Source organism: Streptomyces nojiriensis (genome assembly GCF_017639205.1).
In the GTDB taxonomy this organism is placed as follows: domain Bacteria; phylum Actinomycetota; class Actinomycetes; order Streptomycetales; family Streptomycetaceae; genus Streptomyces; species Streptomyces nojiriensis.
The window spans coordinates 5,539,449-5,565,897 of record NZ_CP071139.1 but is presented as its reverse complement, the minus strand read 5'-3'; the positions used below and the strand labels follow the sequence as shown (position 1 = coordinate 5,565,897).

Here is a 26,449-nt window from a genome sequence, read left to right as displayed (position 1 = left end):
AGGCGAAACCAATGAAGATCCACAAGTACGACACCGTCATCGTCGGCGCGGGCGGCGCGGGCATGCGCGCCGCCATCGAGTCGACGAAGCGCAGCCGCACCGCCGTGCTGACGAAGCTCTACCCCACCCGCTCCCACACGGGCGCCGCGCAGGGCGGCATGGCCGCCGCGCTGGCCAACGTGGAAGAGGACAACTGGGAGTGGCACACCTTCGACACGGTCAAGGGCGGTGACTACCTGGTCGACCAGGACGCCGCCGAGATCCTGGCGAAGGAGGCCATCGACGCGGTCCTCGACCTGGAGAAGATGGGCCTGCCGTTCAACCGCACCCCGGACGGCACCATCGACCAGCGCCGCTTCGGCGGTCACTCGCGCAACCACGGCGAGGCCCCGGTCCGCCGGTCCTGCTACGCCGCGGACCGCACCGGTCACATGATCCTCCAGACGCTGTACCAGAACTGCGTCAAGGAGGGCGTGGAGTTCTTCAACGAGTTCTACGTCCTCGACCAGCTCCTCGTCGAGGAGGACGGCGTCAAGAAGTCGGCCGGTGTGGTCGCGTACGAGCTCGCCACCGGCGAGATCCACGTGTTCCAGGCCAAGGCCGTCATCTACGCCTCCGGCGGCACCGGCAAGTTCTTCAAGGTGACCTCCAACGCGCACACCCTCACGGGTGACGGCCAGGCGGCCTGCTACCGCCGCGGCCTGCCGCTGGAGGACATGGAGTTCTTCCAGTTCCACCCGACGGGCATCTGGCGCATGGGCATCCTGCTGACGGAGGGCGCCCGCGGTGAGGGCGGCATCCTCCGCAACAAGGACGGCGAGCGCTTCATGGAGAAGTACGCGCCGGTCATGAAGGACCTCGCGTCCCGTGACGTCGTCTCGCGCTCCATCTACACCGAGATCCGCGAGGGCCGCGGCTGCGGCCCGGCCGGTGACCACGTGTACCTGGACCTGACGCACCTGCCGCCGGAGCAGCTCGACGCGAAGCTCCCGGACATCACCGAGTTCGCGCGCACCTACCTGGGCATCGAGCCGTACACGGACCCGATCCCGATCCAGCCCACCGCGCACTACGCCATGGGCGGCATCCCGACCAACGTCGAGGGTGAGGTCCTCAGCGACAACACCACCGTCGTCCCGGGCCTCTACGCGGCCGGCGAGGTCGCGTGCGTGTCGGTGCACGGCGCGAACCGCCTCGGCACCAACTCGCTGCTGGACATCAACGTCTTCGGCAAGCGCTCCGGCATCGCCGCCGCCAAGTACTCCCAGGAGAACGACTACGTCGAGCTCCCGGAGAACCCGGCGCAGCAGGTCGCCGACCTCGTCGAGCACCTGCGCAACTCCACGGGCAACGAGCGGGTCGCCGAACTGCGTCTGGAGCTCCAGGAGACGATGGACGCGTGCGTGATGGTGTTCCGTACGGAGCAGACCATCAAGACCGCGGTCGAGAAGATCGCGGAGCTGCGCGAGCGCTACAAGAACGTGTCCGTCCAGGACAAGGGCAAGCGCTTCAACACGGACCTGCTGGAGGCCATCGAGCTGGGCAACCTGCTCGACCTGGCCGAGGTCATGGCCGTGTCCGCGCTGGCGCGCAAGGAGTCCCGCGGCGGTCACTACCGCGAGGACTACCCGAACCGCGACGACGTCAACTTCATGCGCCACACCATGGCGTACCGCGAGGTCGGCGCCGACGGCAAGGATTCCGTCCGCCTGGACTACAAGCCCGTCGTCGTCACCCGCTACCAGCCGATGGAGCGTAAGTACTGATGGCCACCCCCACCCTGGACAAGATGGAGGCGGCGGCCGCCGCCTCGCCGTTCATCACGGTCACCTTCCGGATCCGCCGCTTCAACCCGGAGATCTCCGAGGAGTCGACCTGGCAGGACTTCCAGGTCGAGATCGACCCGAAGGAGCGCGTGCTCGACGGTCTCCACAAGATCAAGTGGGACCTCGACGGCACGCTGACCTTCCGCCGCTCGTGCGCGCACGGCATCTGCGGCTCCGACGCGATGCGGATCAACGGCAAGAACAGGCTCGCCTGCAAGACGCTGATCAAGGACATCAACCCGGAGAAGCCGATCACCGTCGAGGCCATCAAGGGCCTCACGGTGATGAAGGACCTTGTCGTCGACATGGAGCCCTTCTTCCAGGCGTACCGCGACGTCATGCCGTTCCTGGTCACCAAGGGCAACGAGCCGACGCGCGAGCGTCTGCAGTCCGCCGAGGACCGCGAGCGCTTCGACGACACCACCAAGTGCATCCTGTGCGCCGCGTGCACGTCCTCGTGCCCGGTGTTCTGGAACGACGGCCAGTACTTCGGCCCGGCGGCGATCGTCAACGCGCACCGCTTCATCTTCGACTCGCGTGACGAGGCCGGCGAGCAGCGGCTGGAGATCCTGAACGACAAGGACGGCGTGTGGCGCTGCCGCACGACCTTCAACTGCACCGACGCGTGCCCGCGTGGCATCGAGGTCACGAAGGCGATCCAGGAAGTCAAGCGTGCGCTGATCACGCGCCGCTTCTAGCCTTCTCGACGCGCCTCTCGCACGGCTCGGCCCTGGCGGGCCTCCCCGGCTGCGAGGCGCTGCGCCGGACTCCGTCCGTCGGTCTCGGCCCCGTCCCCGGTTCGTCCGGGGGCGGGGCCTTCGACGTTCCCGAGGAGCTCAGCGGCGGAGCCGGCCGGGTCATTGCCGACGCCGGCCACGCCCACGAAGAGGTCGACGTCCCGCAGCACCTCGCTCAGCACCAGCGCCGGTATCTCCGTGAGGGGCAGCGGCTCGACGGGGTCCCGGCCGTCGCGCGCCCGCACCGCGTGGTCGCCGCCGTACGCGCCCGCCTCGTTCTGCGGGGCGCCGACCGGGTAGAAGCGCACCTGGCCGGTCCGCCGTATCGGCAGCGTCACCAAGCCGGCCTCTCCTACGCCGACGGGATCCAGCGCCGCATCGTCCGGCCGCTGGGGCTGGGCCACACGTACTCCCCGGAGCCCGGTGACCGCTCGGTCCCCGCGCCGGTGCTCGCCGGCGGCGGTGAGATCGAACCGTGGGCCTGGGCCGAGGGCGGTGGACCGCCTCAGCACGGGCGGGCTGATGCGCGCGGAGATCGGCGGCGCCGTCGTCCGGGGCAAGGCCGGCTCCACGGTCCGTTCCGCGAGCGGAGTGTTCGGGCGCCGGGACGGCCGTCTGCTTCCTCCTTCCGGCGGGCGAGGACCGTGAGTTGATGCGGGGCACATCGCGGCTCCGGTCCGTGCGGCGCTCTGACCTGGGTTGCGGGACCGGGGGTACGGGGAGGAAGTCCCTGTGGAAGGATCGGCGGCATGAGTGAGCAGCAGCCGAATCCGTACACGAGCGACCCCGCCGGCCAGGGCGGTCAGCCCGGCACGCCTGCCACGCCCGGCCAGGGTGACTACAAGTGGGGTCCCGGCGAGGCCAGTTACGGCTACCCGCAGCCCTATCCGGCGCCTCCGGCCTACCAGCCGACCATCGGCGGCGGTATCCCCTCCCCTGCCTACCAGGCTGCCGCCCCGGTCGGCGGAGCCGGTCTGTCCCTCGGTGACATCACTGTCGCCGGGGACCAGATCATCACCCCGTCGGGCACCATGCCGCTGCGGGGGGCGATGTGGAACGCGACCGACTTCTCGCGCACCGAAGAGAAGATCCCGCCGCACGCGATCGTGCTCGCGATCGTCTTCTTCCTCTTCTGCCTGCTCGGCCTGCTCTTCCTGCTGATGAAGCAGAAGACCACGACCGGCTACATCCAGGTCACGGTGACCAGCGGCGGCCGCCACCACTCCACGATGATCCCGGCGGTGGACGCGTACACCTACCAGTGGGTGATGGGCCAGCTCAACTACGCGCGGTCGATGAGCATGTGAGGCACGCGCTCCGCCGGGCCGGGCCTCAGCCGGCCCAGCGTGTAGCCGCCGGCCGCCGGGTCCAGGGACCTGGTGGCCTCCTTGAAGAGGTACTCGGCCCGCTCGTAGGAGAGGCGGCGGCGGCCCGTCTGCGGGCAGAGGTCGGCCGGTGCGGGCGTCCGGGCCGGTCCGGGCCGCCGGTCGGAGAGGAACACCGGGCCCCGGGTCCGGCCGGCCAGCAGCCCGGGCAGGAGAGCCGCGGTCCCCGAACGCCAGCTCACCCAGGTGCGGCGCCCCGGTCCGCCGGCCGGAGCCCGGCGGTCCGCCAGGTCGAGGTCCTCGACGTTCAGTGACAGGACCGCCTTCACCCCGGCCCCCGACTCGTACAGGAGCCGCCACAGCGTCCGTTCGCGCAGCGGCAGGTCCGGGCGGCCGCAGAGCGCGTCGAGCTGGGCGGGGCCCAGCGCCGGCGCGCGGGAGCCGGTCTCCGCGCGCCGCTCCAGCCCTGCCGCGAGGTCGTCCAGGCCGGCCCAGGAGCCGAAGGACCGCACGGCCGAGCGGTGCCGGTTCCAGGTCCTGGCCGCCGCCGCGCCCCAGGCCGTCGCGAAGACGCCCGCCACCTGACCGGCCGTCAGCAAGGCCAGCGGCCGCCGGTCGCCGAGGGCCAGGCACAGCCGCCGGAGGGTCTGGCCGTAGGAGCGGACCGTCGCCCGGTCCAGGTCGTCGCGGGCGAGGAAATCGCGGGCGGCCTCCCCGAGCGTGGGACCGGTCGGGTCCGGGCCGGCGATCGCGTCCGCGCGCCGCTCCAGAAAGGCGCGCTCGGCGGCGTTCCGGGTGAGGGCGGCCGCCCGGTGGAACTCCAGCCGTGCTTCCTGGTGCCGGTCGAGGCGCGCCAGCAGGTCTCCCCTGACGCTCGGCAGGAGGTGGTAGTCGCGCAGTGCGGGATCGGCGGTCAGGGAGTCGACCAGGTCCAGGCCCGCCCGGGGCCCGTACGCCATCCCGAGCGACACGGCCCGGTTGAGCTGGACGACGGGCGTCGGCAGCAGGTGCGCCAGGGCCCCGTACAGGCCGGCTATCCGGACCCAGTCGGTGTCCTCGGCGGTGGCTGCCTGCGCGTGGCACACGGCTATCGCCGCCTGCAGGACGTACGGGCCGGGCGAGGTGCCGCCGACCTGCCGGGCGCGCAGCATCGCGGTGAACCCGCGGCGGATGAGCAGCTGGTCCCAGCGTCCGCGCTGCTGCTCGTGCAGCTGTACGGGCTCGCCCGACGGGCCGGTGCGCGCGGCCGAGCGGGAGGCCTGGATCTCCATCAGGGCCACGAGCGCGTGCACCTCGGCCTCCTGCGGCGCCAGTTCCGCCAGCAGCCGGCCCAGCCGCAGGGCTTCGAGGCAGAGTCCGGGCCGCATCAGATCGTCGCCCGAGGTCGCCGAGTACCCCTCGTTGAAGATCAGGTAGATGACCTCCAGGACGGACGAGAGGCGTTCGGTCAGCTCGGCTTCGTCCGGCAGGTCGAAGGGCACCTGCCGCTCGGCCAGCGTCCGCTTGGCGGCGGCGATGCGCCGGGCGATCACGGCTCCGGTGACGAGGAAGGCGCGGGCGATCTCCTCGGCCGTCAGACCGCCGAGCAGCCGGAGCGTCAGTGCGGCCCGGGCCTCGGTCGGCAGGACGGGGTGGCAGGAGATGAGCATCAGCCGCAGGACGTCGCCCTGGTCGGGTTCCCGCTGCTGTGCCAGCTCGTGGGCGAGCTGTTCCTGCTTGTGCGTCAGTCGCCGGTCGCGCCGGATGTGGTCGACCGCCCGCCGCTTGGCCGTGGTCGTCAGCCAGGCGCCGGGGTTGTCGGGGATCCCCGAGACGGGCCACTGTTCGAGTGCGGCGACGAGCGCGTCCTGGGCCAGTTCCTCGGCGAGACCGACGTCGTGGACCATCCGGGTGAGCCCGGCGATGATCTTCGCGGACTCCAGCTTCCAGACGGCGTCGATCGTGCGATGGGTGTCCGGCACAGGGACGATCACAGCACCGGCCCCGGCTCGCACGCAAGCCGGGGCCGGATGCGGGGCGCGGCGGCGCCGGCGGGTCAGGGGCCGAAGACCTGCTGGACCACGCTCTCGCCGTCACCGACGATCCTGCGGAAGCGGCGGGCCAGCTCGATCGCCTCCTCCTTGGAGCGGACCTCGATCAGGGCGAATCCGGCCACGGCCTCCTTGGTCTCGGCGAACGGCCCGTCCGTCACGGTGATCTCGTCCCCGAGCGACGTCACCAGGACGCCGCCCGGCTCCAGGCCGCCGGTCGCCAGGAGCACGCCGGCGGCCGACAGTTCCTCGATGAACCTGCCCATCTCGGCGTACAGGTTCTCGTCCGGGGCGGCATCGGAAGGCCGGGTCGTCATCAGGTAGCGCATGGGTCCCTCTCCTCGGTCGTGCGGTGCTTGCGACACCACGTCGAACGAGGCGATGTGACAGGGAATGCCATCCGTTCCCCGTCACATCTCCGAATCGACGTGGTGTCGCAAGCACCGGAGACGACCGACCCGAGAGGCATCCGCCATGACCACCAACTCCGCACCCGCGACCCGGTCCCACACCCGCACCGCCACCCGCCCGCTGCTCACCTGCGTGGTCACGGCGACCCCTCTGTGGGCGGCCGTCGCCCTGTCCCAGGCCGCGCTCCGCGAGGGCTTCGACATCACCCGCCACCCGCTGAGCGCCCTGAGCAACGGATCCCTGGGGTGGCTGCAGATCACCGACTTCCTGGTCGTCGGGGCCCTGCTCGCCGTGGGGGCGACCGGCCTGCGCCGGGCCCTGCTCGGGACGCCCGGGGGCACCTGGGCGCCGCGTCTGGTGCGCGTCGCCGGCGTCGGCATGATCGCCGCGGGGGTGTTCGTCATGGACCCGGCCGACGGCTTCCCCGCGGGCACCCCGTACGGGCAGCCGACCACCCTCACCTGGCACAGCTACGCCCACTTCGCCGCGGGGTCGGTCACCTTCCTCTCGCTGATCGCCGCCTGCTTCGTCCTGGGTCGCCACTTCGGCCGCGCCGGCGACCGCCGGTACGCCCTGCTCTCCCGCGTCGGCGGCACCGCCCTCCTGCTCGGCAACGGCTGGGCGATGGGAGGCGGCACGGCCGGCACGCTCACCCTGGCCGTCGGCGTCATCACCGCGATGCTCTCGATCTCCCTGATCGCGAACCACCTCCGCAGCGCCCGCTGAACAACGCTTGAACTTGTTCAAAAAGAGGCCTACAGTCATCCCTGTCAGCAAGTTTGAACACGTTCAAAGGGGCTGGGGACATGGACCTCACCGTCATCACGTACGTCATCTACCTGCTCATCAGCATCGCCCTCACCATCTGGGTGGCCCGCACGCTCAGCCGCAACGGCCGCGTCTTCATCGGTGACGTCCTGCACGGGAACGAGACGCTCGCGGACGCCGTCAACCAGCTCCTGGTGGTCGGCTTCTACCTCGTGAACATCGGCTTCGTGACCCTCTACCTCCGGTCGAGTGAGGAGATCCAGACCCCCCGCGCGCTCTTCGAGGCGCTCTCGGTCAAGCTCGGCGTCGTCCTGCTGGTCCTCGGTGTCATGCACCTCGGGAACGTGTGGGTGCTGAACAAGATGCGCCGCCGCGGGATCATGGAGCGCCAGCAGACCCCGCCCGTCCCCCCGCAGGCGTGGACCGCACCGGTCGGGGCCTGAGCCGTGACGACCGCCGCCGCGCCCGTACGGAAGCTGACCGTCCTCTACGACGCCGGCTGCCCGCTCTGCGTGCACATCCGGCACTGGCTGCTCGCGCAGCGGTGGCTTGTCCCGCTCGCCCTCGTCCCCGCCGCCTCCTGGGAGGCGCGGCGGCGGTTCCCCCGCCTCGACCACGCGTCGACGCTGCGGGAGATCACCGTCATCGGGGACACGGGGCAGGTGTGGACCGGGACCGACGCCTTCATCGTGTGCCTGTGGGCGCTGGCCGAGCACCGGCCGAAGGCGAACTGGCTGGCCACCCCGGCCGGCCGGCCCTTCGCCCGGGCGGCCATGCACACGGCCTCTGCCTGGCGGCAGGCCGTGCGTACCGAGGGTTACCCCGAGGCCGCCGAGGGACCGGCCTGTGACGACGAGTGCTCCGTCCCCCGATAGGCTCATACACCGTGACTGATCAGAAGGCTCCCAAGAGCGAGCAGACCCGCACGCTCATCCTCGAAACCGCGCTCCGCCTCTTCCAAGAACGCGGCTTCGACAAGACGACGATGCGGGGTATCGCGAAGGAGGCCGGCGTCTCGGTCGGCAACGCCTACTACTACTTCGAGTCGAAGGAACACCTGGTCCAGGGGTTCTACGACCGGATCGGCGCCGCCCACCAGGCGGCGGTCCGGCCCATCCTGGACAACGAGACCGATCTGCAGAAGCGGTACGCGGGCGTGTTGACGTCCTGGCTGGACATCGCGGCCCCGTACCACGAGTTCGCCTCCCAGTTCTTCAAGAACGCGGCGGATCCCGAGAGTCCGCTCAGCCCGTTCTCGCCGGAGTCCGAGCAGGCGCGGAAGGCGGCGATCAGCATCCACCGCGAGGTGCTGGCCGGCGCGAAGACCAAGGTGCCGGCCGAGCTGGCCGACGTACTGCCCGAGCTGATGTGGCTCGCGCAGATGGGCCTGGTCCTGTACTGGGTCTTCGACCGCTCGCCGAACAGCGACAAGACGCGCCGGCTCGCCGAGCGCGGCGCGCAGCTGACGACGCGGGGCATCGTGCTGGCCCGCTTCCGGGTGCTGCGGCCGCTGGTGCGGGAAGTGCACGAGCTGTTCGCGGACTTCCTGCCGGGCATGGCCCAGACGGCCACCGCGGGGGCCCGGCGCAGGGCCTCGGACCCCTACCCGGAGACGGACCCCGCGTGACCGCCGGGAACGCGACTGGCTACAGCCAGTCGAGTTCCCACAGGCGCCAGACGCCGGTGCCGTCGGACAGGTACTGGGCTCCGGTGACGTCCTCGCGGGACATCACGTAGTCCTTCTTCTGCCAGATCGGCACCATCGGGGCCTGCTGGGCGACCAGCTTCTGGAGGTCGCGGAACTCGGCGGCCGCCTCGCTCCGCTCCGCGTGGGACTGGGTACGGGTGATCAGCTCGTCGACGTGCTTGTCGGAGAAGCCGTTGTTCATGGACGAGTCGGCGCCGACGAGCGGGGCGAGGAAGTTGTCCGCGTCCGGGAAGTCCGCGATCCAGCCGATGGTGTAGGCGTCGAACTCGCCCGCCGCGTACGCCTTCTGGAAGTCGCTCCACACGTCGACCGGCTTGATCGTCACCTGGAAGAGGGTGGTGGACTCCAGCTGGCGCTTGAGCTCCTCGGCCTCGGGCATGTTCGCGCCGCGCACGTTCACGCCCAGGTTGAGGTGGACGGGACCGGTGATCCCGGCGTCCTTGAGGAGCTTCTTGGCCGTCGCCGCGTTCGGGGCCGGGTAGGCGTCGAAGAACGGCGTGCTGTGGCCGGCGATGCCCGCCGGGACCAGGGAGTACAGCGGGGTGACGGTCCCCAGGTGGACCTCGGTGGCCACCTTGGCGCGGTCGAGGACGGCGGCGACGGCCTGGCGGACGGCGAGCGGGGCCGCGGTGGAGCCGGGGCGGACGTTGAAGACGATGGAGCGGGTCTCGCTGCCGCCGGAGGCCTGGTAGCGGGTGTCCTTCATGCCCGGGTTGAGACCGGCGAGCACGGCGGGCGGCATGTCCCGGTGGGCGACGTCGACCTGGTGGGCCTTCCAGGCCTGGTCGAGCTGCTCGGAGTCCTTGAAGTACTTGACGGTGACCGGCGTGTGGGCCGGCTTGCCCTGGCCCTTGTACGAGCCGTTGGGCTTGAGCTCGACGCTCGTACCGGCCTTGTAGCCGCCCAGGGTGTACGGGCCGGAGCCGTCCGCCTTGCCGTCCTCGCGCAGGGACTTGGCCGGGTACTTGTCCTTGTCGACGATCGAGGCGGCGCCCGTCGCGATCTTGAAGGGGAAGGTGGAGTCGCCGGCGGAGAGGTTGAAGGTGACCGTGCGCCCCTCGGCCTTGACCGACTCCAGGGTGTTGAAGAGCGGAGCCGGACCCTGGTCGGAGTTGATCGCCTTGATGCGGTCGAAGGAGTGCTTGACGTCCTCGGCGGTGATGGTGCGGCCGCCCGCGAACTTCACGTCGGGGCGGAGCTCGCACGCGTAGGTGGTGAGCTTCTGGCCCACGAAACCGCAGGAGGCGGCGGCGTCCGGCACGGGGGTGTCGGAGCCGGGCTTGATGGTCAGCAGCGACTGGTAGATGTTGCTGAACAGGGCCCAGGAACCGGCGTCGTACGCCCCGGCGGGGTCGAGGGAGGAGACGACGTCACTCGTTCCGACGCGGACGGCACCGCGGCCGCCGCCGTCCTCGGGCAGCAGCTGCCAGGCACCCACGCCGGCCACGCCGAGGACCAGCCCGGCCGCGATTATCTTCGAGCGGACAGACCGCATCCCCTGAACCCCACCCCATGACCCGATGACAGCGACGTGCTGTCCGATTAACGGTCATCCCATCACGGAATTTCGGCCTCCGGAAGGCCAGTTGGGGCGGCGGCTGCGGGCGCTTGGCGCCGATCAGGCCTGGAATGAGGCGAGTTCGACGACCGTGATGTCGGACGGCGCTCCGACTCGGACCGGCGGCCCCCAGGCCCCGGCCCCGCGGGACACGTAGAGCTGGGTGTCGCCGTAGCGCTCCAGACCGGCGACGGTGGGGTTGGCGAGCTCCGCGAGGTAGTTGCCGGGCCAGAGCTGGCCGCCGTGGGTGTGGCCGGAGAGCTGGAGGTCGACGCCGTGGCGGACGGCGTCGTGGATGACGACGGGCTGGTGCGCGAGGAGCACGGCGGCCCGCGTCCGGTCCCGGTCGCCGAGCGCCGCCCGGAAGTCGGGCCCGCTCCCTTCCCGCTCCCCCTGGATGTCGTTGACCCCGGCGAGGTCGAAGTACGGCAGCTCGCGGCGGGCGTTCTCCAGCGGGTTCAGCCCCAGCTCGCGGACGTGGTCGATCCACTGCCGGGCGCCCGAGAAGTACTCGTGGTTCCCGGTGACGAAGTACGAGCCGTGGCGGGCGGCGAGCCGGCGCAGCGGCTCCGCGGCGGGCCCGAGGTCCGGGACGCTGCCGTCGACGAGGTCGCCGACGATGGCGATCAGGTCGGGCTGCGTGCGGTTGACGGTGTCGACGATGCGCTGCGTGTGGGCGCGGCCCAGCACCGGGCCGAGGTGGACGTCGCTGACGACGGCGATCCGGAAGCCGTGTGCCGCGCGGGGCAGTTTGGCGAGGGGGACCCGCACCCGCTTCACGCTCGGCCCGCGCAGGACCCCGTAGGTCCCGGCCCCGACCGTGCCGAGGGCCACGGCGGCGGCCGTCCCGCCGACCGTGCGGGCGACGAACCGGCGACGGCTCAGCCCGGCGCCGGCGGCGGGCCGCTCGGCGGTGGCCGGGGCGGCCGCGGGTGCCGCCGCGGCGGGCACCTCCACGGGCTCGGGCCGGTCGGCCACCGCTCCGGCGGAATCACGGTGGGCCAGACGGCGCAGCGACAGCGCGCGGATCGGCTCCGCTACCAGCATCGTCAGGGTCAGGTACAGGAGTACCGCGAGCCAGAGGTACCCGGGCCAGGCCACCGTCTGCTGGAGCCAGAAGGGGGCGCCCGCCCGGCCCGTGGTGAGCGCGGCCACAGAGAGGAGGGGCAGGGCGATGGCCAAGGCCGTGCCGATGCGCCGGGTCCGGCCGCCGGGCGCGGTGGTGTCGCGGACCAGGCGGGTCCAGAGCCAGCGGTGGACCAGGACCAGCAGGGCGCAGACCGCCAGGGCGACGAGTGCGAAGACCAGGACCGTCATGCCGAGGTGCCCCGGTCGGGGCGGTCCGTACGGTCCGGGCGCTCGGCGCCTTCCGCACCCTCCGCACGTGACGAACGCCGCAGGGCGAGGACGCTGCGCAACCCGATCAGACCGACCGCCGTCCCCAGGAGAAAGGACGTCACCGCGAGCGTCAGGTGCACCCAGAAGTAGGAAGTGGGATCGCCGGCCGCATCGAAGGCAAGACCACTGCCGTTCTTCCACAGGTTCCGGACGAAAGACACCCAGATGAACCAGCTCCACACGCCGAAGGCGAGCAGGAACCAGGAGGCGGTACGACTGAGTCTCATGCCTTCAGTATCGGTTTCGTCCCCAGGACGGACGCGCGGGGGTGGGCTGTCCCGGGGTCGGTTGCCTGGAATTGGCCGGTCCGCTGCCTCCCCCAGCTCATCGGGATGTACTTTCACCTGCGTGTCTGCCAAGACGACCGCGCTGACGGTCCTTTCCGCCGCGTTGCTGGTGCCCGCCGCGCTGGTGGTCCCCGCGTACGCCGCGCCGACCCCGCCGGCCCCCGCTCCGCCCGTCTCGATGTCCACGGTCGGCGGATCCCTGCTCGGCCAGCCGGGGACCCAGGTGAACCTGCTGCCGGGCGCGCCCGCGCTGCCGGCGAACCTCACCGGGCGGTCGTGGATCGTGGCGGACGCCGAGTCCGGCGAGGTCCTGGCCGCGCACAACGCGCACTGGCGGCTGCCCCCCGCCTCGACCATGAAGATGCTCTTCGCGGACACCGTGCTGCCGGGCCTGCCCAAGGACCAGGTCCACAAGGTCACCGACAAGGACATGGAGGGCGTGGGCCCGGGCAGCAGCCTGGTCGGCGTCAAGGAGGACCTCGAGTACTCCGTCCACGACCTGTGGCTCGGGGTGTTCCTGCGGTCGGGGAACGACGCCGTGCATGTACTTTCGGCCATGAACGGCGGCGTCGAGAAGACCGTCAAGGACATGCAGGCCCACGCCGAGGAGCTGCAGGCCCTGGACACCCATGTCGTGTCGCCCGACGGGTACGACGCCCCGGAGCAGGTGTCGAGCGCGTACGACCTGACGCTCGTCGCCCGCTCCGGACTGCAGAAGCAGGACTTCAGGGAGTACTGCGGCACGGTGAGCGCGAAGTTCCCCGGACTGCAGGAGCCCGGGAAGCCGCGGGACTACTTCGAGATCCAGAACACCAACCGGCTGATGACGGGAGCCGGCGGCATCACCCCCTACAAGGGCATCGCCGGGGTGAAGAACGGCAACACCACCATGGCCGGCTCCACCTTCACCGGCGCCGCGCAGCAGGGTTCGAGGAAGCTGCTGGTCACGGTGATGAATCCGGGAACGGGCGGGGCGAACTCGGTCTACGAGGAGACCGCCGCGCTCTTCGACTGGGGTTTCGCGGCCGCCGGGAAGGTCAAGCCGGTGGGTGAGCTGGTGCCGCCGAAGAGTGCGGACACCTCCTCGCACGGCTCCCCGGCGCAGTCGCACGAGAAGGACCCGTCGGCGGCCGGCAAGGACTCGGGCGGCGGCGCGGGCACCGCGCTGGCCGTCGCGGGCGGTGTACTGGCCGTCCTGGCGGGCGGCGCCTTCGCGGTCAACCGCCGCTGGCCCCGGGGACGCCGCGGCCGGGGCGAAGAGCTGATCTGAGACGGCCGCAGCGGCACTAGGCCGTCTCTTTCGGATCTTGTCGGCCGAGCCCGCGGCGTCCGGTGCCGTGCATGGCAAGGCGGAGGAGCGCGCCGTGTACTGGACGTACTCGGGCGCCCCGACAACGCGGCCAGGTGCGGTGCCGGGCGTCGCGGGCCCGGCAAGATCCGGAAGAGACGGCCTAGCCCGGTTCCCGGGCCCGCGCCACCTATCAACTCACAGGTACACCACAGGACTTCGCCAGGGTTTGCTCGGTCCCGACGGTATGACGCCGTCGGGAAGGGGGTCCTCCCATGCGGAGGAGATGGTCGGCCGTCGTCGTGGTGGCCTGCGGCACGCTGCTCGCCGCGGCGGCCTGGACCGCCCTGCCGGCCGACGGCGCCGGACAGCGGACCCCGGCGCGCGCCCTGGAGACCGCCGAGCTGGACGTGCTCCACACCGCGGGAGAGCTGCTCGTACAGGACTGCATGCGGGCGCAGGGGTTCTCGTACTGGCCGGTCCCGCGCGTCCCGCACCCGGACTGGCGGGACTTCCCGTACGGCGTGGACGACGTGGACTGGGCCCGCCGCCACGGGTTCGGGCGCCGGATCGAGCGGCAGCTGGACGAGGAGGCGGCGTCGGGCCCGCGCGGCCGGTACCAGAGCGGGCTCTCCGCGGAGCGGCTGGAGGCCCTGGGGGCGGCCCTCATGGGACCCGACGCGAAGGGGCTGGCGGTCGAGAACCCGGGCGGCGGCACGCTGAGCCACAGCGACCGGGGCTGCATCGCCACGTCGTGGCGGCAGCTCTACGGGGACGTGCGCCTCTGGTACGGCTCCAGCGAGACCGTCAAGCAGCTCGGCGCGGTGCGCACGGGCCGGGTCGACCAGGACCCCGCCTTCCGGACGGCGCTGGCCGGGTGGAGCGAGTGCGTCGGCGCGCGCGGCTTCCCGGCCGTGCACCCGGCCAGGCAGCGCGACGAACAACTGGCACGGACCGGTCCGGCCGCCGAGGCCGAGGACGTACCGATGGCCACCGCCCAGGCCGAGTGCGCCCGCTCGACCGGCCTCGCCGACACCGCGCAGGACCTGCACCGGCGCTATTCGGACCTGATCCGCGCCGAGCACGGGGCCGCCTTCGACGCCATGCGGCGGTTGCAGGTGGCGGCCCTGCCCACAGCTCGCGATGTGGTCGCCCGGCACGCCGGGAGCTGACATCGCGTACCGCCGACCGGCGGTGAACCATGTACGGCACTCTTTGGGAGGGACCCCAGATGAACAAGCTCAGGACGCTCCTCGCGGGGCTCGCGATCGCCGGTGCGGCGGTGGTGGCCGTTCCGACCGCGGCGCAGGCCGACGGCGGCTGCGGATACACGAACTTCTGTGCCTACTCGGACGATTACAACTACCTCTACCAGAACGCCGGCAACTCCAGCGACTGGCCCTACCAGGTCAAGAACAAGGTCGACTGGGTCCGCAACAGCGGCAGCGCCGGCGGCCGCGACCACGTCAACATCTACTACAACGAGAACAACACCGGCGCCTACGCCTGTATCGGCTACGGCACCGAATGGAACCTGCGGGGCAACGCACAGTCGTTCAACTGGACCCGCAACGGTGACACCAGCGGTCAGTGGAAGGCGGTCCACGACAACGCCGCCTCGCACCGGTGGGTGTACGGCTGCGGCAACGGCACCTGGTAGAGCGCCCGCCGGCAGTACCCCGGTGGCGCACCGGGCCCCACACCGGTGCGCCACCGGCGCGCGTCGCCCGGAGACGGACTAGGCCGGCCGCGCCGCCTCGGCGGCCGGCGGGTCCTCCGTACCGTCGCCGTCCGCGTCGTCGCGCGTGGCCGTCCAGGACGAGACGAAGAGCAGCAGTTTCGCCGTGAAGTTGATCCAGAGCAGCAGGGCGATCGGCACGCCGAAGGCCCCGTACATGCTCTTCGCGGCGACCTCCCGCATATAGCCGCTGAGCAGCAGTTTCAGCAGTTCGAAGCCTGCCGCGCCGATGAGGGCCGCCTGGATCAGGCGGCCGCGCGGCGGTTCGACGCCCGGGAGCAGGGTCAGTACGTAGAGCAGCAGCAGGAAGGCGGCCACGACGCCGACGAGGAAGGCGCAGGAGCGCAGCAGCGCGCCGCCCGCGCCCTCGCGCGGGATGTCCAGCCATTCGGCGGTCTTCCCGACCGCGCTGGATCCGAGGATGGAGGCGGCGGCGGAGGCCAGGACCACGCCGCCGAGGCCGAGCAGGACGAGCGTGTCCTTGCCCTTGCGGGCGATCGGGTTCCCGTCGTCCTCGTCGTCCTTCTCCCACACCGCGCGCAGGCAGTCCCGCATCGAGCCCACCCAGCTGACACCGGTCACGAGCAGGAGGGCGCCGGCGACGAGACCGACCGTGCCGGCGTTGGCGACGAGCCCCTCGATGTTGAGCTGGTCGGAGATGCCGGGGACCTGTTCGGCGAGGTTCTTCTCCAGCCGGTCCAGCTGCTGCGGGGTGAGCAGCGCCGCGCCGATCGCGGCGGCCACGGTGATCAGCGGGAAGAGGGCGAGGAAGCTGATGAAGGTGATCGCGGCGGCGAGGCGGGTCCAGTGCACGCGGTCGAGGCGCTGGTACGAACGCCACGCGTGCGTGCGCATCAGACGGGACGCCATCGGCCCGATCACCGGGAGTTTCGTCAGCCAGTCCATGGGGTCACCGTAATTCAGCCGCCGGAAATAGCCGGGATTGTCGCTTCTGGCGGCTACGGTCGTCGATTGTGACTTTTCCCGAAACGCGCCCTACGGGTCGCCCGTTCCACACCCTGGTCCTGCGAAGGCTGAGATTCCGTGCCCGGCGCATCGCCCGGCTCCCCCTGACCCTGCGCCCGCCCCTGGCGCCGCGCCCGCTCCGTCAGGACGGCGGTACGGTCGCCCCGGCGGCCCCGGCCGTCCCGGCGGCCTGGTCGGCGGGTGAGCCGGCCTGCGCCGGGACACCGTTCAGCCCGGTCCCGAACGGGTACTCGCGCAGCTTGCGCCAGACCCCGTCCGAGCCCTGCTCGTAGAGCGCGAAGCCCTCGCAGACCCACTCGGCGGCGTACTCGGCGAGGGTCGTGAAGGCCACTTCCATCGCCTCCTCGGAGATCCCGTGGGCGACCGTGACGTGCGGGTGGTACGGGAACGCCAGCTCCCGGTCCAGCGGCCCCTGGGGGTCGCGGACCTCGCTCTGGAGGCGGGTGCAGCCCGCCACCCCTTCGGCGATCTTGACGAAGACGACCGGCGAGAGGGGGCGGAAGGTTCCCGTGCCGGCCAGCCGCATCCGGAAGGCCCGGAAGGCGGCCGCGACCTCGACGAGGTGGGCCCTGATCGCGGGGAGCCGGTCCGCCTCCACCTCGGTGGGCGGGACGAGGGTGACGTGCGTGGGGATGCCGTGCGCGGCAGCGTCCCCGAAGCCGGCGCGCAGCTCTTGGAGCTGGCTGCCGTACGGCTCCGGGACCGCGATCGAAACGCCGAGCGTTACGGTCCCCACGTATCTCTCCTCCGCTTGTCGCTGTGGACTGCTGCCGCCCCAGTGTGGCGGCAGCACCCCCATTCGTGCCAGGTCTCTCTGTCCGTAGTTGCGTTCGTCAGTGCTTGGCGGGCAGCAGACCGAGGCGGTCGTAGGCCTGTGCGAGCGTCTCGGCGGCGACCGCGCGGGCCTTCTCCGCGCCCTTGGCCAGGATGGAGTCCAGCGTCTCCGGGTCGTCCAGGTATTCCTGGGTCCGCTTCTTGAACGGTGTGACGAAATCGACCATCACGCCGGCCAGGTCGGTCTTGAGTGCGCCGTAGCCCTTGCCCTCGTACCTGGCCTCCAGCTCGGCGATCGTCTCGCCCGTGAGGGTGGAGTAGATCGTGAGCAGGTTGCTGACGCCGGGCTTCTTCTCGGAGTCGAAGCGGATCTCGGCCTCGGTGTCGGTGACCGCGCTCTTGATCTTCTTCTCGGTAACCTTGGGCTCGTCGAGGAGGTTGATCAGGCCCTTGGGGGACGACGCGGACTTCGACATCTTGATCGCCGGGTCCTGGAGGTCGTAGATCTTCGCGACCTCCTTGACGATGTGCGCGGCGGGGAGGGTGAACGTCCGGCCGAACCGGCTGTTGAAGCGCTCGGCCAGGTCGCGGGTCAGCTCGATGTGCTGGCGCTGGTCCTCGCCGACGGGGACCGCGTTCGCCTGGTACAGCAGGATGTCGGCGACCTGCAGGATCGGGTACGTGAACAGGCCGACGCTGGCGCTGTTGACGCCGCCCTTGGCCGACTTGTCCTTGAACTGGGTCATCCGGCTGGCCTCGCCGAAGCCGGTGATGCAGTTCATGACCCAGCCGAGCTGCGCGTGCTCGGGCACGTGGCTCTGGATGAAGAGCGTGCAGCGCTCGGGGTCCAGGCCGGCGGCCAGCAGCTGGGCGGCGGAGAGGCGGGTGTTCGCGCGCAGATCCTTCGGATCCTGCGGCATGGTGATCGCGTGCAGGTCGACCACCATGTAGAAGGCGTCGTGCGTCTCCTGCAGGGCGACGTACTGGCGGATGGCTCCGAGGTAGTTCCCGAGGTGGAACGAACCGGAGGTGGGCTGGATGCCGGAGAGCGCGCGAGGACGATCAGAAGCCATGGCTTCATTCTCTCAGGTGCGGGGGCGGGCCCGTGCCCGCCGCTGGCCGGATCATTCCGGGTCGCAGCGCTGGTGCCGGTGCGGTGCGGGGGTACCCGGCGGTAGCGGTGCGGCCGGATCCGGCCCCGGCCGAGCGACCGATTTCCGGGCCGGACCCGACACCGCTGCGCGGTGCTCAATGGTGCGGCGGCGGCTCCGGCCGCGACGCCCTCAAACGCCGGGCGGGCTGGAAGATCCAGCCCCGCCGGCGTTTGAGGCGCGGGGTCTGGGGCGGAGCCCCGGCAGCGGTGCCGCTGGCTACGACAGCGGCAGGCCCGGGGCCGGGAAGGCGGCCATGAGGTCCGTCACCTCGGCGCGGATCACGGCCAGCGCCTGCTCGTCCCCCTTCGCGGCGGCGTCGACCGCGCGCGAGATCCATTCGGCCACCAGCGGCATGTGCTCCGTGGACAGCCCGCGGGACGTCAGCGACGGCGTGCCGATGCGGATGCCCGAGGGATCGAACGGCTTGCGCGGGTCGAACGGCACCGTGTTGTAGTTCACGACGATGCCCGCCCGGTCCAGGGCCTTGGCCGCGATCTTGCCCGGTACGTCCTTGCCGGTCAGGTCGATCAGGATCAGGTGGTTGTCCGTACCGCCCGAGACCAGGTCGAAGCCCTTCTGCAGCAGCGCCGCGGCCAGCGCCTTGGCGTTGGCGACGACCGCGTGGGCGTACGAGACGAACGACGGCTGCGCGGCCTCGTGCAGCGCCACCGCGATACCGGCCGTCGTCTGGTTGTGCGGGCCGCCCTGCAGGCCCGGGAAGACCGCCTTGTCGATGGCCTTCGCGTGCTCCTCCCGGCACATCAGCATCGCGCCCCGCGGTCCGCGCAGGGTCTTGTGCGTGGTGGTGGAGATGACGTCGACGTGGTCCGCCGGGGACGGGTGCGCGCCGCCGGCGATCAGGCCCGCGATGTGGGCGACGTCGGCGACCAGGATCGAGCCCGCCTCCCGCGCGATCTCCGCGAAGGCGGCGAAGTCGATGGTCCTCGGCAGGGCGGTACCGCCGCAGAAGATCAGCTTGGGCCGTTCGGCGAGGGCCAGCTCGCGCACCGCGTCGTAGTCGATCAGCCCGGTGTCGGCCCGGACGCCGTACTGCACGCCCCGGAACCAGGAGCCGGTCGCCGAGACGCCCCAGCCGTGCGTCAGGTGCCCGCCCATCGGCAGGGCCATGCCCATCACGGTGTCGCCCGGCTTCGCGAAGGCCAGGTACACGGCGAGGTTGGCGGGCGAGCCGGAGTACGGCTGCACGTTGGCGTGGTCGACCCCGAACAGGCCCTTGGCCCGCTCGATCGCCAGCGCCTCGACGCGGTCGATGTTCTGCTGGCCCTCGTAGTAGCGGCGGCCGGGGTAGCCCTCGCTGTACTTGTTCTGCAGCACGGTGCCGGAGGCTTCGAGGACGGCCGCGGACACGTAGTTCTCACTGGGGATCAGGCGCAGGGTCTGCGCCTGCAGCACTTCCTCCGCCGCGACGAAGGACGCCAGCTCGGGGTCGGTGGAGAGAAGGGCGGGATGGCGGCTCGCGGACATGGCGGGCTCCTCCGGGGTCGATGTGATCGGTACCCCGCGAGGCCCAGGCGAGCGGCCCTGTATGCGGTCGAGCGCGCACGACTCCCCCGGAGTTGGTTCTCCGTACGCCAGTCGCCGTGCGTACCGGACACCTTAGCGGGCGCGCCGGGAGAGAGGTTTCTGCGTCCGCGATACGAGCGACGATAAGAAGGTGACGCCACCCTCGTCACCGCTGCACCGGCGCTTCACCGCGCCGGACGGACGATCGGAGACCCCGTGTCGACAACTGCTGATGCCATCCGCTCCGAAGACGCGCACAGCGCGCACACCTACCATCCGCTGCCCCTGGTCGTCGCGTCCGCGGAAGGCGCGTGGATGACCGATGTCGAGGGCCGCAGATACCTCGACATGCTCGCCGGGTACTCGGCCCTCAACTTCGGGCACGGCAACCGCCGTCTGATCGACGCCGCCCACGCCCAGCTGGAACGGGTCACGCTCACCTCGCGCGCCTTCCACCACGACCGCTTCGCCGATTTCTGTACCGAGCTCGCCGCGCTGTGCGGCAAGGAGATGGTGCTCCCCATGAACACGGGGGCGGAGGCCGTGGAGACGGCGGTGAAGACCGCCCGCAAGTGGGGCTACGAGGTCAAGGGCGTCCCGGACGGGCACGCCAAGATCGTGGTCGCCGCCGACAACTTCCACGGGCGCACCACGACCGTCGTCTCCTTCTCCACGGACCACGACGCCCGCGACCACTTCGGCCCGTACACGCCGGGCTTCGAGATCGTTCCGTACGGGGACCTCACCGCGCTGGCCCACGCCGTCACCGAGAACACGGTGGCGGTGCTGCTGGAGCCGATCCAGGGCGAGGCGGGGGTGCTGGTGCCGCCCGCCGGGTACCTGAGCGGCGTACGGGAACTGACCCGCGAGCGGAACGTCCTGTTCATGGCGGACGAGATCCAGTCGGGGCTGGGGCGGACCGGCCGGACCTTCGCGTGCGAGCACGAGGGGGTCGTCCCGGACGTCTACATCCTCGGCAAGGCACTCGGCGGCGGCGTGGTGCCGGTGTCGGCCGTGGTCGCCGACCGGGACGTGCTCGGGGTGTTCCGGCCCGGGCAGCACGGGTCCACCTTCGGCGGGAACCCGCTCGCGTGCGCGGTCGCGCTGGAGGTGATCGCGATGCTCCGGACCGGCGAGTTCCAGGGCCGCGCCACCGAGCTGGGCGAGCACCTGCACCGGGAGCTGAACCTGCTGGTCGGCGGGGGCGCGGTGACCGCCGTCCGCGGCCGCGGGCTGTGGGCGGGCGTCGACATCGACCCGTCGCGGGGCACCGGCCGGGAGATCTCCGAGAAGCTGATGGAGCTCGGCGTGCTGGTGAAGGACACCCACGGGTCGACGATCCGGATCGCCCCACCGCTGGTGATCAGCAAGGAGGACCTGGACTGGGGCCTGGACCAGCTCCGGTCGGTGCTCGGCGCCTAGGTCGTCTCTTTCGGATCTTGTCGGCCGAGCCCGCGGCGTCCGGTGCCGTACATGGCAAGGCGGAGGGGCGCCCGTGTACTGGACGTACTCGCGTGCCCCGACAACGCGGCCGGGTGCGGTGCCGGGCGTCGCGGGCCCGGCGAGATCCGGAAGAGACGGCCCAGGGCCCGCCCGGTCCGGTCAGAGGATGACGTGGGGCAGGAAGCGGGCGTACTCGTCCGTGACCGGCCCCGCCGATTCGCGGATGCCGAGTCCCGCCGCCTCGTCCTCGACGACCCATGCGCCGAGCACCACCCGGTTGCCGTCGAAGTCGGGCAGCGGGGCCAGGCCCTGGAAGCAGTACCGCTCCCCCTCCTCCGGTACGAACGGCTCGCCGCCCTCGCCCGCCTCGTGCAGGGTGACCCCCGCGCCCTCACGGCCGAGGAGGGGCTTGGCCACGTAGCCGGCGGACCCGGGACCGGCGAGCTCGCGCGGGCCGTCGAGGTAGGCGGGCAGCAGGTTGGGGTGCTCCGGGAAGAGCTCCCACAGGATCGCGAGCAGCGCCTTGTTGGACAGCAGCATCTTCCACAGCGGCTCGATCCAGCAGGTGGAGCCGGAGCCGCCGCCGTGGTCGTACGTGCCGAGGACCTGCGGGCCGAACTCGTCCGTGGCCAGCCACTCCCACGGGTAGAGCTTGAAGCAGGAGCGGATGAAGCGGAGCTTCTCGTCCACGAACCGGCCGGACAGGCTGTCCCAGCCGATCTGCTCGACGGACAGGGCCTGGGTCTCCAGGCCGGCCTGCTCGGCGGTCTCCTGGAGGTAGGCGACCGTCATCAGGTCCTCGCCGAGCTCGTCGGTCTCGGAGTGCGCGAAGTGCAGCGGGCCGGGCGGGAGCAGCTCGGCCTGGCGCCGCCAGGCGTCGACGAGGCGCTCGTGGAGCGAGTTCCACTGGTCGGCACCGGGGAAGCGCTCCTCCATCCAGAACCACTGGGGGCTGGCCGCCTCCACGAGGGAGGTGGGGGTGTCGGCGTTGTACTCCAGCATCTTGGCCGGGCTGCCGGTGCCGTCGTAGCGCAGGTCGAATCGGCCGTAGAGGGAGGGCTGTTCGGCGCGGCGCCGCCAGGACTCGGCGATCAGCGCGGCCAGTTCCGGATCGGTGATGCCGAGGTCGGCGAAGCGGTCGTGCTCGACGATGTGCGCGGCCGCGGCCAGGCACATGGCGTGCAGCTCCTCGACGACGTTCTCCAGGGCCTCGACCTCGGGGAGCGAGAAGGAGTAGTACGCGCTCTCGTCCCAGTAGGGGCGCAGGGAGTCGTCGGGGAAGCGGGTCAGGGGATAGATCAGACCCTGCTCCTCGACGGTCTTCTGCCAGTCGGGACGGGGTTCGATGGTGTGCCGCTCCATGGTGCCGGTCAGCCGCCGCTGGAGCCGGAGCTGGAGTGGCCGCCGATGCCGCCCCGGGTGACGGCGGACTTCTCGAAGCTGCCGCCGGCGACCTTGCCGGAGCTGACGTAGCCGCCGTAGTAGTACGAGCCGGTGCCGCCGCTCTTGCACTCCTTGTTGTTCAGGTGCTGCAGCGTGGAGCGGGACGCGCAGCGCTTGTCCGGTTCGTCGCTGCTGCCGCAGGCCACGAGGGTGGCCGCGAGCAGGCCCATGCCGCCGAGGGCGACGGCGCCGGAGCGCATGCGGCGCTGATTGGTGCTGCTGCTGTCCATGTCTGCTGCTCCCCCTGGGGCCTCGCGTGCTGCCGACAGAGTAGAGCGGGGTAACCGGCCGATGGAATCCGGCCGCTGTGAGATCCGTGACCTAGAGTCAGTTCGTGCTGATTGGGATGATTTGCGCGCTCGGTGCGGCGGTCTGCTTCGGTACGGCCTCGGTCCTGCAGGCGGTCGCGGCGCGGGCGGCGGAGCCGGGTACCGGGTCCGGAGTGGACACGGCGCTGTTCCTGCGGGCCGTGCGGCAGTGGCGGTACCTGGCGGGTCTGGGCCTCGACGGAGCCGGCTTCGTGCTCCAGATCATCGCCCTGCGGCACGTCCCGATCTACGCGGTGGGGGCCGCGCTGGCGGCCAGCCTGGCGGTGACGGCGGTGGTCGCGGCGCGGCTGCTGCGGGTGCGGCTGTCCCGGACCGAGTGGGGCGCGGTGGCGGTGGTGTGCGCGGGTCTGCTGATGCTCGGACTGTCCGCCGGGGAGGAGGGCACGGGGACCGGGTCGACGGCGCTGGAACTGGGCATGCTGGCGGTGGCCGGGCTGGTGCTGCTGGTCGGCCTGGTCGCGGGCCGGCTCCCGGACGGGCCGCGGGCGCTGGTCCTGGGCCTCGCGGCGGGGACGGGCTTCGGGGTGGTGGAGGTCTCGGTACGACTCCTCGACTCCCCCTGGGACCTGCGCAACCCGGCCCTGTACGCCCTCCTGCTGGGCGGCGGCGCGGCCTTCCTGCTCCTCACCTCGGCCCTGGCGCGCGGCTCGGTGACGGTGGCGACGGCGGGCATGGTGCTCGGCGAGACGATCGGCCCGGCGGTGGTGGGCGTGGTCTGGCTCGGCGACAGCACCCGCGAGGGCCTGACCTGGCTGGCGGTGACGGGCTTCGCGGTGGCGGTGGCCGGCTCCCTGGCCCTGGCCCGCTTCGGCGAACCCCCGGCCCCGGACAAATCCAGCCCCGCCGGCGTTTGAGGCGCGGGGTTCGGGGCGGAGCCCCGGGTCTTTCAGCCTCGCAAGGGGGCACCTCCCAGCGGTAGCTGAAAAAATTGGGGCGCGGGGGTCCGGGGGCGGCGCCGCAGGTCACGGGAGCGCCGCCGACAGGGCCGCCAGCGTCGGCCCCCACGCGCTGTCCGACGGAGTCCCGTAGCCGACGACCAGCGCGTCGCGCCACGGCAGTCCGGACTCCGGATGCCGGAACCGCCCCAGCCCGTGCAGGGCAAGGTCCTGCCAGGCCGCCGACTGCAGGACCGACCGCTCCAGTCCCTCCGGGAGGTCCAGCACCGCGTGCAGCCCCGCCGCGATCCCCGACACGCCCACCCGGTCCCCCACCGCCGCCACCAGCTCGTCCCGGCGCCGCCGGTACCGCAGCCGCATCCCGCGCACGTGCCGGTCGTACGCCCCGGAGGTGATGAACTCCGCCAGCGTCAGCTGATCCAGCGCGCCGCACGCCCAGTCCGTGGGCCGCTTGGCCTCGAGCACCTCCTCCAGCAGCCCCGGCGGGACCACCATCCAGCCCATCCGCAGCCCCGGCGCCAGTGACTTGCTGGCCGTCCCGAGGTACACCACCCGGTCCGGGTCCAGTCCCTGCAGCGCGCCGACCGGCTGGCGGTCGTAGCGGAACTCCCCGTCGTAGTCGTCCTCCAGGATCAGCCCGCCCGTGGTCCGGGCCCAGTCGACCGCCGCCGCCCGCCGGGCCGGGGTCAGGGCGACGCCCGTCGGGAACTGGTGCGCCGGGGTCAGCAGCACCGCGCCCGCCGACGCGGTCAGCTCCCCCGTCCGGGCCCCCGCCCCGTCCACGCCCAGCGGGCGCGTCCGCAGCCCCGCCCGCACCAGCAGGTTCCGGTGGAAGTCCAGGCCGTAGCCCTCCACCGCCACCTCCCGCACCCGCCGCGCCCGCAGTACGCCCGCCAGCAGCGCCAGCCCGTGCAGGAAGCCCGCGCACAGCACGATCCGTTCGGGGTCGGCGTACACCCCGCGCGCCCGCGCCAGGTATCCGGCCAGCGCCTGCCGCAGCTCGACGCGGCCGCGCGGGTCGGCCGCGTACCCGAAGGCCTCGTTCGGCGCGTCGGTCAGCGCCCGCCGGGCCGCCGACAGCCAGGCCGCGCGCGGGAAGCCGCCCAGGTCCGGGGAGCCGGGGATCAGGCTGTACGCGGGCCCCTCGCGCGCGGGGCGCCGTACGGGGGCGGCGGCCGCGGGCCGGCGCGGTCGGGCCCGTTCGGCGACGCGGGTACCGGAGCCCTGGCGGGCCGTCAGCCAGCCCTCGGCGACGAGCTCGGCGTACGCCTCGGCGACCGTGTTCCGGGCGATGCCCAGGTCGGCGGCGAGGGTGCGGGAGGACGGCAGCCGGGTCCCGGCCGCCAGCCGCCCACTGCGCGCGGCCTCGCGCAGGGCCTCGGTGAGCCCGGCCCGCAGGCCGCGTCCGGCGGTGAGGTCCAGGTGCAGGTCGGCACCGAAAGTGGCCCATGAATCCGTCATGGATATGGACCATATCGGTGGGCCGCCTGCCTCCTAGGGTGGATCACATGACGACCACGCACGCACACGCCCCCGAGCACACCCCGCGCATGCACATGGCGAAGCTCGCCCCCGAGGTCTACAAGGCCGTCCTCGCCCTGGAGATCGCCTCCAAGAAGGGTCTGGACCCTTCCCTGGTCGAGCTCGTCAAGATCCGGGCCTCCCAGATCAACCACTGCGCCTTCTGTCTCGACATGCACACCAAGGACGCGATCGCCGCCGGTGAGAGCGTCGAACGCATCATCCAGCTGGGCGCCTGGGAGGAGTCGCGGCACTTCTACACCGAGAAGGAGCTGGCCGCGATCGAGTTCACCGAGGCCGTCACCGTCCTGACGGACGGCTTCGTGCCCGACGAGGTCTACGAGAAGGCCACCGAGCAGTTCGAGGAGCGCGAGCTCGCCCAGCTGATCGCCGTCATCGCGACGATCAACGTCTGGAACCGCATCGGCGTCACCACCCGCATGGTGCCGGGCCACTACACCCCGGGCATGTACAAGTAGGGCCGGTCCCGGTCATTGCGGCCTGAACGACTCCACGGCCGCCGTCAGGTTCGCGCGCACCGTCGTGCCGTCGGCGGCCGGACCGGCCGCCAGCAGCGCCCACCGCCTGCCGTCCGGGGCGACGGTGATCCGCTCGATGGCGCGGCGGCGTCCGTGCGACTCCTGGTTGTCGTACTCGTACACCAGCTCGCAGGACCCGCCGGGCGCCGGATCGAGGGAGACCTCCTGGTAGCCGGGACGGTTCCCGAGGGCCTGCGAGGAGATCCGCAGGAGCTCGCACGCTCCGACACCGTCCGGCTCGGCGACGCGGAAGATCTGGATCAGCGCGCTGCGGTCTCCGGGCCGCCGGTAGAAGGAGCCGCTGCCGTCCTCGTCGCGGCTGCGCTCCCAGCCCGTGGGGACGGCGACCGAGAAGCCGCCGTCGTCGCGGACCACCGTGTACGGCGGCGGGACCGAGGGCGACGCGGAGGAGGAGGCGGTGGCGGTCGGGGCCGTCTGCGGACCCGTACCGGACGGCGGGACCGGGGTGCCCGAAGCCGACGGGGCCGCGGCGGGTGCCTTCGGCTCCTGCGGCTCCCCGTCGCCCAGGACGAACCATCCCGCCACGGCGCAGCCGCCCACCACCGCGGCCCCGAGGGCCACCAGCAGCGGGACCTTCCACGCCCGCTCCCGGCCCGGGCCTCCCTGGCCGCCCTGGCCGCCCGGCCCGGCCCCTGCTGGGCGGGGCGGGTACGAGGGCGGGAGCGGCGGCGGGGGCGGCGGCTGCTCCGCCCACTCCCAGCGCTGCGACTGCGGATTCCAGTGGGCACCGCCGCCCGTGGACAC

The 26,449-nt window shown here is 71.9% G+C and carries 27 protein-coding genes and 1 riboswitch; of the genes, 13 read left to right on the top strand and 14 right to left on the bottom strand.

The genetic code is table 11. From position 1 onward, the window contains the following. Window positions 1-11: 11 nt before the first annotated feature. Window positions 12-1,766 carry a succinate dehydrogenase flavoprotein subunit gene (gene sdhA / locus JYK04_RS26065; protein WP_189733157.1) on the top strand — a complete coding sequence of 585 codons (1,755 nt, stop codon included), beginning with the start codon at window positions 12-14 and terminating at the stop codon, window positions 1,764-1,766. Then, entirely contained in the window at window positions 1,766-2,524 is a 759-nt protein-coding gene (locus JYK04_RS26060) for a succinate dehydrogenase iron-sulfur subunit (RefSeq protein ID WP_189733159.1), read from the top strand. Before sdhA ends, JYK04_RS26060 begins: the two co-directional genes overlap by 1 nt. Here JYK04_RS26060 and JYK04_RS41410 read toward each other — a convergent pair. After that, window positions 2,521-2,967 carry a hypothetical protein gene (locus tag JYK04_RS41410; RefSeq protein WP_229874974.1) on the bottom strand — a complete coding sequence of 149 codons (447 nt, stop codon included), beginning with the start codon at window positions 2,965-2,967 and terminating at the stop codon, window positions 2,521-2,523. The two genes, JYK04_RS26060 and JYK04_RS41410, sit on opposite strands and share 4 nt — an antisense overlap. A gap of 345 nt (window positions 2,968-3,312) precedes the next feature. On the opposite strand from JYK04_RS41410, the gene JYK04_RS26050 reads away from it, so the two are divergent. Continuing rightward, window positions 3,313-3,870, top strand: a complete 558-nt coding sequence (locus tag JYK04_RS26050; protein ID WP_189733161.1) for a hypothetical protein — start codon at window positions 3,313-3,315, stop codon at window positions 3,868-3,870. Here the strand turns inward: JYK04_RS26050 and JYK04_RS26045 are convergent. After that, a complete protein-coding gene (locus JYK04_RS26045) occupies window positions 3,846-5,849 on the bottom strand; it encodes a DUF6596 domain-containing protein (protein ID WP_189733163.1) in 2,004 nt (667 codons plus the stop codon). The two genes, JYK04_RS26050 and JYK04_RS26045, sit on opposite strands and share 25 nt — an antisense overlap. 74 nt (window positions 5,850-5,923) lie before the next feature. Continuing rightward, entirely contained in the window at window positions 5,924-6,247 is a 324-nt protein-coding gene (locus JYK04_RS26040) for a YciI family protein (RefSeq protein WP_189733165.1), read from the bottom strand. Window positions 6,248-6,392: 145 nt separating this feature from the next. Here JYK04_RS26040 and JYK04_RS26035 point away from each other — a divergent pair, with 145 nt between their 5' ends. The 4 genes from JYK04_RS26035 to JYK04_RS26020 all read left to right on the top strand — a co-directional run bounded on the left by JYK04_RS26035 (window position 6,393) and on the right by JYK04_RS26020 (window position 8,724). After that, window positions 6,393-7,055 (top strand): DUF998 domain-containing protein, encoded by a 663-nt coding sequence (locus JYK04_RS26035; RefSeq protein WP_189733167.1) that lies wholly within the window; start codon window positions 6,393-6,395, stop codon window positions 7,053-7,055. A gap of 80 nt (window positions 7,056-7,135) precedes the next feature. Then, the gene (locus tag JYK04_RS26030) at window positions 7,136-7,540 is read left to right on the top strand and encodes a hypothetical protein (protein ID WP_189733169.1); all 405 of its coding nucleotides are present in this window, start codon (window positions 7,136-7,138) and stop codon (window positions 7,538-7,540) included. Window positions 7,541-7,543: 3 nt separating this feature from the next. Then, window positions 7,544-7,972, top strand: a complete 429-nt coding sequence (locus JYK04_RS26025) for a thiol-disulfide oxidoreductase DCC family protein (RefSeq protein ID WP_189733171.1) — start codon at window positions 7,544-7,546, stop codon at window positions 7,970-7,972. Window positions 7,973-7,983: 11 nt separating this feature from the next. Continuing rightward, window positions 7,984-8,724 (top strand): TetR/AcrR family transcriptional regulator, encoded by a 741-nt coding sequence (locus JYK04_RS26020; protein ID WP_189733173.1) that lies wholly within the window; start codon window positions 7,984-7,986, stop codon window positions 8,722-8,724. Window positions 8,725-8,743: 19 nt separating this feature from the next. Here JYK04_RS26020 and JYK04_RS26015 read toward each other — a convergent pair whose 3' ends face one another. The 3 genes from JYK04_RS26015 to JYK04_RS26005 all read right to left on the bottom strand — a co-directional run bounded on the left by JYK04_RS26015 (window position 8,744) and on the right by JYK04_RS26005 (window position 11,988). After that, window positions 8,744-10,300 (bottom strand): ABC transporter substrate-binding protein, encoded by a 1,557-nt coding sequence (locus JYK04_RS26015; protein WP_189733176.1) that lies wholly within the window; start codon window positions 10,298-10,300, stop codon window positions 8,744-8,746. 123 nt (window positions 10,301-10,423) lie between these two features. Continuing rightward, window positions 10,424-11,680, bottom strand: coding sequence for a metallophosphoesterase (locus JYK04_RS26010; protein WP_189733178.1), 1,257 nt, complete (start codon window positions 11,678-11,680; stop codon window positions 10,424-10,426). Then, the gene (locus JYK04_RS26005; protein WP_229874975.1) at window positions 11,677-11,988 is read right to left on the bottom strand and encodes an SCO4848 family membrane protein; all 312 of its coding nucleotides are present in this window, start codon (window positions 11,986-11,988) and stop codon (window positions 11,677-11,679) included. The genes JYK04_RS26010 and JYK04_RS26005 overlap by 4 nt, the downstream gene beginning before the upstream one ends. Before the next feature lie 121 nt (window positions 11,989-12,109). On the opposite strand from JYK04_RS26005, the gene JYK04_RS26000 reads away from it, so the two are divergent. The 3 genes from JYK04_RS26000 to JYK04_RS25990 all read left to right on the top strand — a co-directional run bounded on the left by JYK04_RS26000 (window position 12,110) and on the right by JYK04_RS25990 (window position 14,996). Further along, a complete protein-coding gene (locus JYK04_RS26000) occupies window positions 12,110-13,318 on the top strand; it encodes a D-alanyl-D-alanine carboxypeptidase family protein (protein ID WP_229874976.1) in 1,209 nt (402 codons plus the stop codon). A 293-nt stretch (window positions 13,319-13,611) separates the two neighbouring features. Further along, window positions 13,612-14,508: a hypothetical protein gene (locus JYK04_RS25995; protein ID WP_189733182.1), complete on the top strand. Its 897-nt coding sequence runs from the start codon at window positions 13,612-13,614 to the stop codon at window positions 14,506-14,508. A gap of 59 nt (window positions 14,509-14,567) precedes the next feature. Next, complete coding sequence (locus tag JYK04_RS25990; protein WP_189733184.1) at window positions 14,568-14,996, top strand: hypothetical protein; 429 nt, start codon at window positions 14,568-14,570, stop codon at window positions 14,994-14,996. 78 nt (window positions 14,997-15,074) lie between these two features. Here the strand turns inward: JYK04_RS25990 and JYK04_RS25985 are convergent, their stop codons facing one another. From JYK04_RS25985 to JYK04_RS25970, 4 genes are all read right to left on the bottom strand, one after another. Further along, window positions 15,075-15,980, bottom strand: a complete 906-nt coding sequence (locus tag JYK04_RS25985) for a YihY/virulence factor BrkB family protein (protein WP_189733186.1) — start codon at window positions 15,978-15,980, stop codon at window positions 15,075-15,077. Between the two features lie 202 nt (window positions 15,981-16,182). Further along, a complete protein-coding gene (locus tag JYK04_RS25980; protein ID WP_189733188.1) occupies window positions 16,183-16,797 on the bottom strand; it encodes a 2'-5' RNA ligase family protein in 615 nt (204 codons plus the stop codon). Between the two features lie 97 nt (window positions 16,798-16,894). After that, the gene (trpS, locus tag JYK04_RS25975) at window positions 16,895-17,908 is read right to left on the bottom strand and encodes a tryptophan--tRNA ligase (RefSeq protein ID WP_189733190.1); all 1,014 of its coding nucleotides are present in this window, start codon (window positions 17,906-17,908) and stop codon (window positions 16,895-16,897) included. Between the two features lie 297 nt (window positions 17,909-18,205). Further along, window positions 18,206-19,474 carry a serine hydroxymethyltransferase gene (locus tag JYK04_RS25970; RefSeq protein WP_189733192.1) on the bottom strand — a complete coding sequence of 423 codons (1,269 nt, stop codon included), beginning with the start codon at window positions 19,472-19,474 and terminating at the stop codon, window positions 18,206-18,208. Between the two features lie 34 nt (window positions 19,475-19,508). Further along, window positions 19,509-19,599: riboswitch (ZMP/ZTP riboswitch) on the bottom strand. Between the two features lie 130 nt (window positions 19,600-19,729). Here JYK04_RS25970 and rocD point away from each other — a divergent pair. Then, window positions 19,730-20,935: an ornithine--oxo-acid transaminase gene (gene rocD, locus JYK04_RS25965; protein WP_189733194.1), complete on the top strand. Its 1,206-nt coding sequence runs from the start codon at window positions 19,730-19,732 to the stop codon at window positions 20,933-20,935. Window positions 20,936-21,115: 180 nt separating this feature from the next. Here rocD and JYK04_RS25960 read toward each other — a convergent pair whose 3' ends face one another. Then, complete coding sequence (locus JYK04_RS25960) at window positions 21,116-22,318, bottom strand: glutathionylspermidine synthase family protein (protein ID WP_189733196.1); 1,203 nt, start codon at window positions 22,316-22,318, stop codon at window positions 21,116-21,118. 8 nt (window positions 22,319-22,326) lie between these two features. Next, window positions 22,327-22,629 (bottom strand): hypothetical protein, encoded by a 303-nt coding sequence (locus JYK04_RS25955; RefSeq protein ID WP_189733198.1) that lies wholly within the window; start codon window positions 22,627-22,629, stop codon window positions 22,327-22,329. A gap of 116 nt (window positions 22,630-22,745) precedes the next feature. Between JYK04_RS25955 and JYK04_RS25950 the strand changes: the two genes are divergently transcribed. Then, entirely contained in the window at window positions 22,746-23,582 is an 837-nt protein-coding gene (locus tag JYK04_RS25950) for a DMT family protein (protein WP_189733744.1), read from the top strand. Between the two features lie 108 nt (window positions 23,583-23,690). Here the strand turns inward: JYK04_RS25950 and pdxR are convergent, their stop codons facing one another. Then, entirely contained in the window at window positions 23,691-25,085 is a 1,395-nt protein-coding gene (pdxR, locus tag JYK04_RS25945; RefSeq protein WP_189733200.1) for a MocR-like pyridoxine biosynthesis transcription factor PdxR, read from the bottom strand. A 47-nt stretch (window positions 25,086-25,132) separates the two neighbouring features. On the opposite strand from pdxR, the gene JYK04_RS25940 reads away from it, so the two are divergent. Beyond that, complete coding sequence (locus JYK04_RS25940) at window positions 25,133-25,624, top strand: carboxymuconolactone decarboxylase family protein (protein WP_189733202.1); 492 nt, start codon at window positions 25,133-25,135, stop codon at window positions 25,622-25,624. 12 nt (window positions 25,625-25,636) lie between these two features. Here JYK04_RS25940 and JYK04_RS25935 read toward each other — a convergent pair whose 3' ends face one another. Further along, window positions 25,637-26,449: a hypothetical protein gene (locus JYK04_RS25935; RefSeq protein WP_189733204.1), complete on the bottom strand. Its 813-nt coding sequence runs from the start codon at window positions 26,447-26,449 to the stop codon at window positions 25,637-25,639.

What these genes read in the sequence shown, in the direction of transcription:
- trpS (WP_189733190.1), bottom strand. Translation starts at nt 17,908, where the DNA reads ATGGCTTCTGATCGTCCTCGCGCGCTCTCCGGCATCCAGCCCACCTCC.
- JYK04_RS26015 (WP_189733176.1), bottom strand. Translation starts at nt 10,300, where the DNA reads ATGCGGTCTGTCCGCTCGAAGATAATCGCGGCCGGGCTGGTCCTCGGC.
- JYK04_RS25940 (WP_189733202.1), top strand. Translation starts at nt 25,133, where the DNA reads ATGACGACCACGCACGCACACGCCCCCGAGCACACCCCGCGCATGCAC.
- JYK04_RS25950 (WP_189733744.1), top strand. Translation starts at nt 22,746, where the DNA reads ATGATTTGCGCGCTCGGTGCGGCGGTCTGCTTCGGTACGGCCTCGGTC.
- JYK04_RS25970 (WP_189733192.1), bottom strand. Translation starts at nt 19,474, where the DNA reads ATGTCCGCGAGCCGCCATCCCGCCCTTCTCTCCACCGACCCCGAGCTG.
- JYK04_RS26030 (WP_189733169.1), top strand. Translation starts at nt 7,136, where the DNA reads ATGGACCTCACCGTCATCACGTACGTCATCTACCTGCTCATCAGCATC.
- JYK04_RS26040 (WP_189733165.1), bottom strand. Translation starts at nt 6,247, where the DNA reads ATGCGCTACCTGATGACGACCCGGCCTTCCGATGCCGCCCCGGACGAG.
- JYK04_RS25955 (WP_189733198.1), bottom strand. Translation starts at nt 22,629, where the DNA reads ATGGACAGCAGCAGCACCAATCAGCGCCGCATGCGCTCCGGCGCCGTC.
- JYK04_RS25990 (WP_189733184.1), top strand. Translation starts at nt 14,568, where the DNA reads ATGAACAAGCTCAGGACGCTCCTCGCGGGGCTCGCGATCGCCGGTGCG.
- JYK04_RS25995 (WP_189733182.1), top strand. Translation starts at nt 13,612, where the DNA reads ATGCGGAGGAGATGGTCGGCCGTCGTCGTGGTGGCCTGCGGCACGCTG.
- sdhA (WP_189733157.1), top strand. Translation starts at nt 12, where the DNA reads ATGAAGATCCACAAGTACGACACCGTCATCGTCGGCGCGGGCGGCGCG.
- JYK04_RS26035 (WP_189733167.1), top strand. Translation starts at nt 6,393, where the DNA reads ATGACCACCAACTCCGCACCCGCGACCCGGTCCCACACCCGCACCGCC.
- JYK04_RS25960 (WP_189733196.1), bottom strand. Translation starts at nt 22,318, where the DNA reads ATGGAGCGGCACACCATCGAACCCCGTCCCGACTGGCAGAAGACCGTC.
- JYK04_RS26050 (WP_189733161.1), top strand. Translation starts at nt 3,313, where the DNA reads ATGAGTGAGCAGCAGCCGAATCCGTACACGAGCGACCCCGCCGGCCAG.
- JYK04_RS26010 (WP_189733178.1), bottom strand. Translation starts at nt 11,680, where the DNA reads ATGACGGTCCTGGTCTTCGCACTCGTCGCCCTGGCGGTCTGCGCCCTG.
- pdxR (WP_189733200.1), bottom strand. Translation starts at nt 25,085, where the DNA reads ATGACGGATTCATGGGCCACTTTCGGTGCCGACCTGCACCTGGACCTC.
- JYK04_RS26005 (WP_229874975.1), bottom strand. Translation starts at nt 11,988, where the DNA reads ATGAGACTCAGTCGTACCGCCTCCTGGTTCCTGCTCGCCTTCGGCGTG.
- JYK04_RS26060 (WP_189733159.1), top strand. Translation starts at nt 1,766, where the DNA reads ATGGCCACCCCCACCCTGGACAAGATGGAGGCGGCGGCCGCCGCCTCG.
- JYK04_RS25985 (WP_189733186.1), bottom strand. Translation starts at nt 15,980, where the DNA reads ATGGACTGGCTGACGAAACTCCCGGTGATCGGGCCGATGGCGTCCCGT.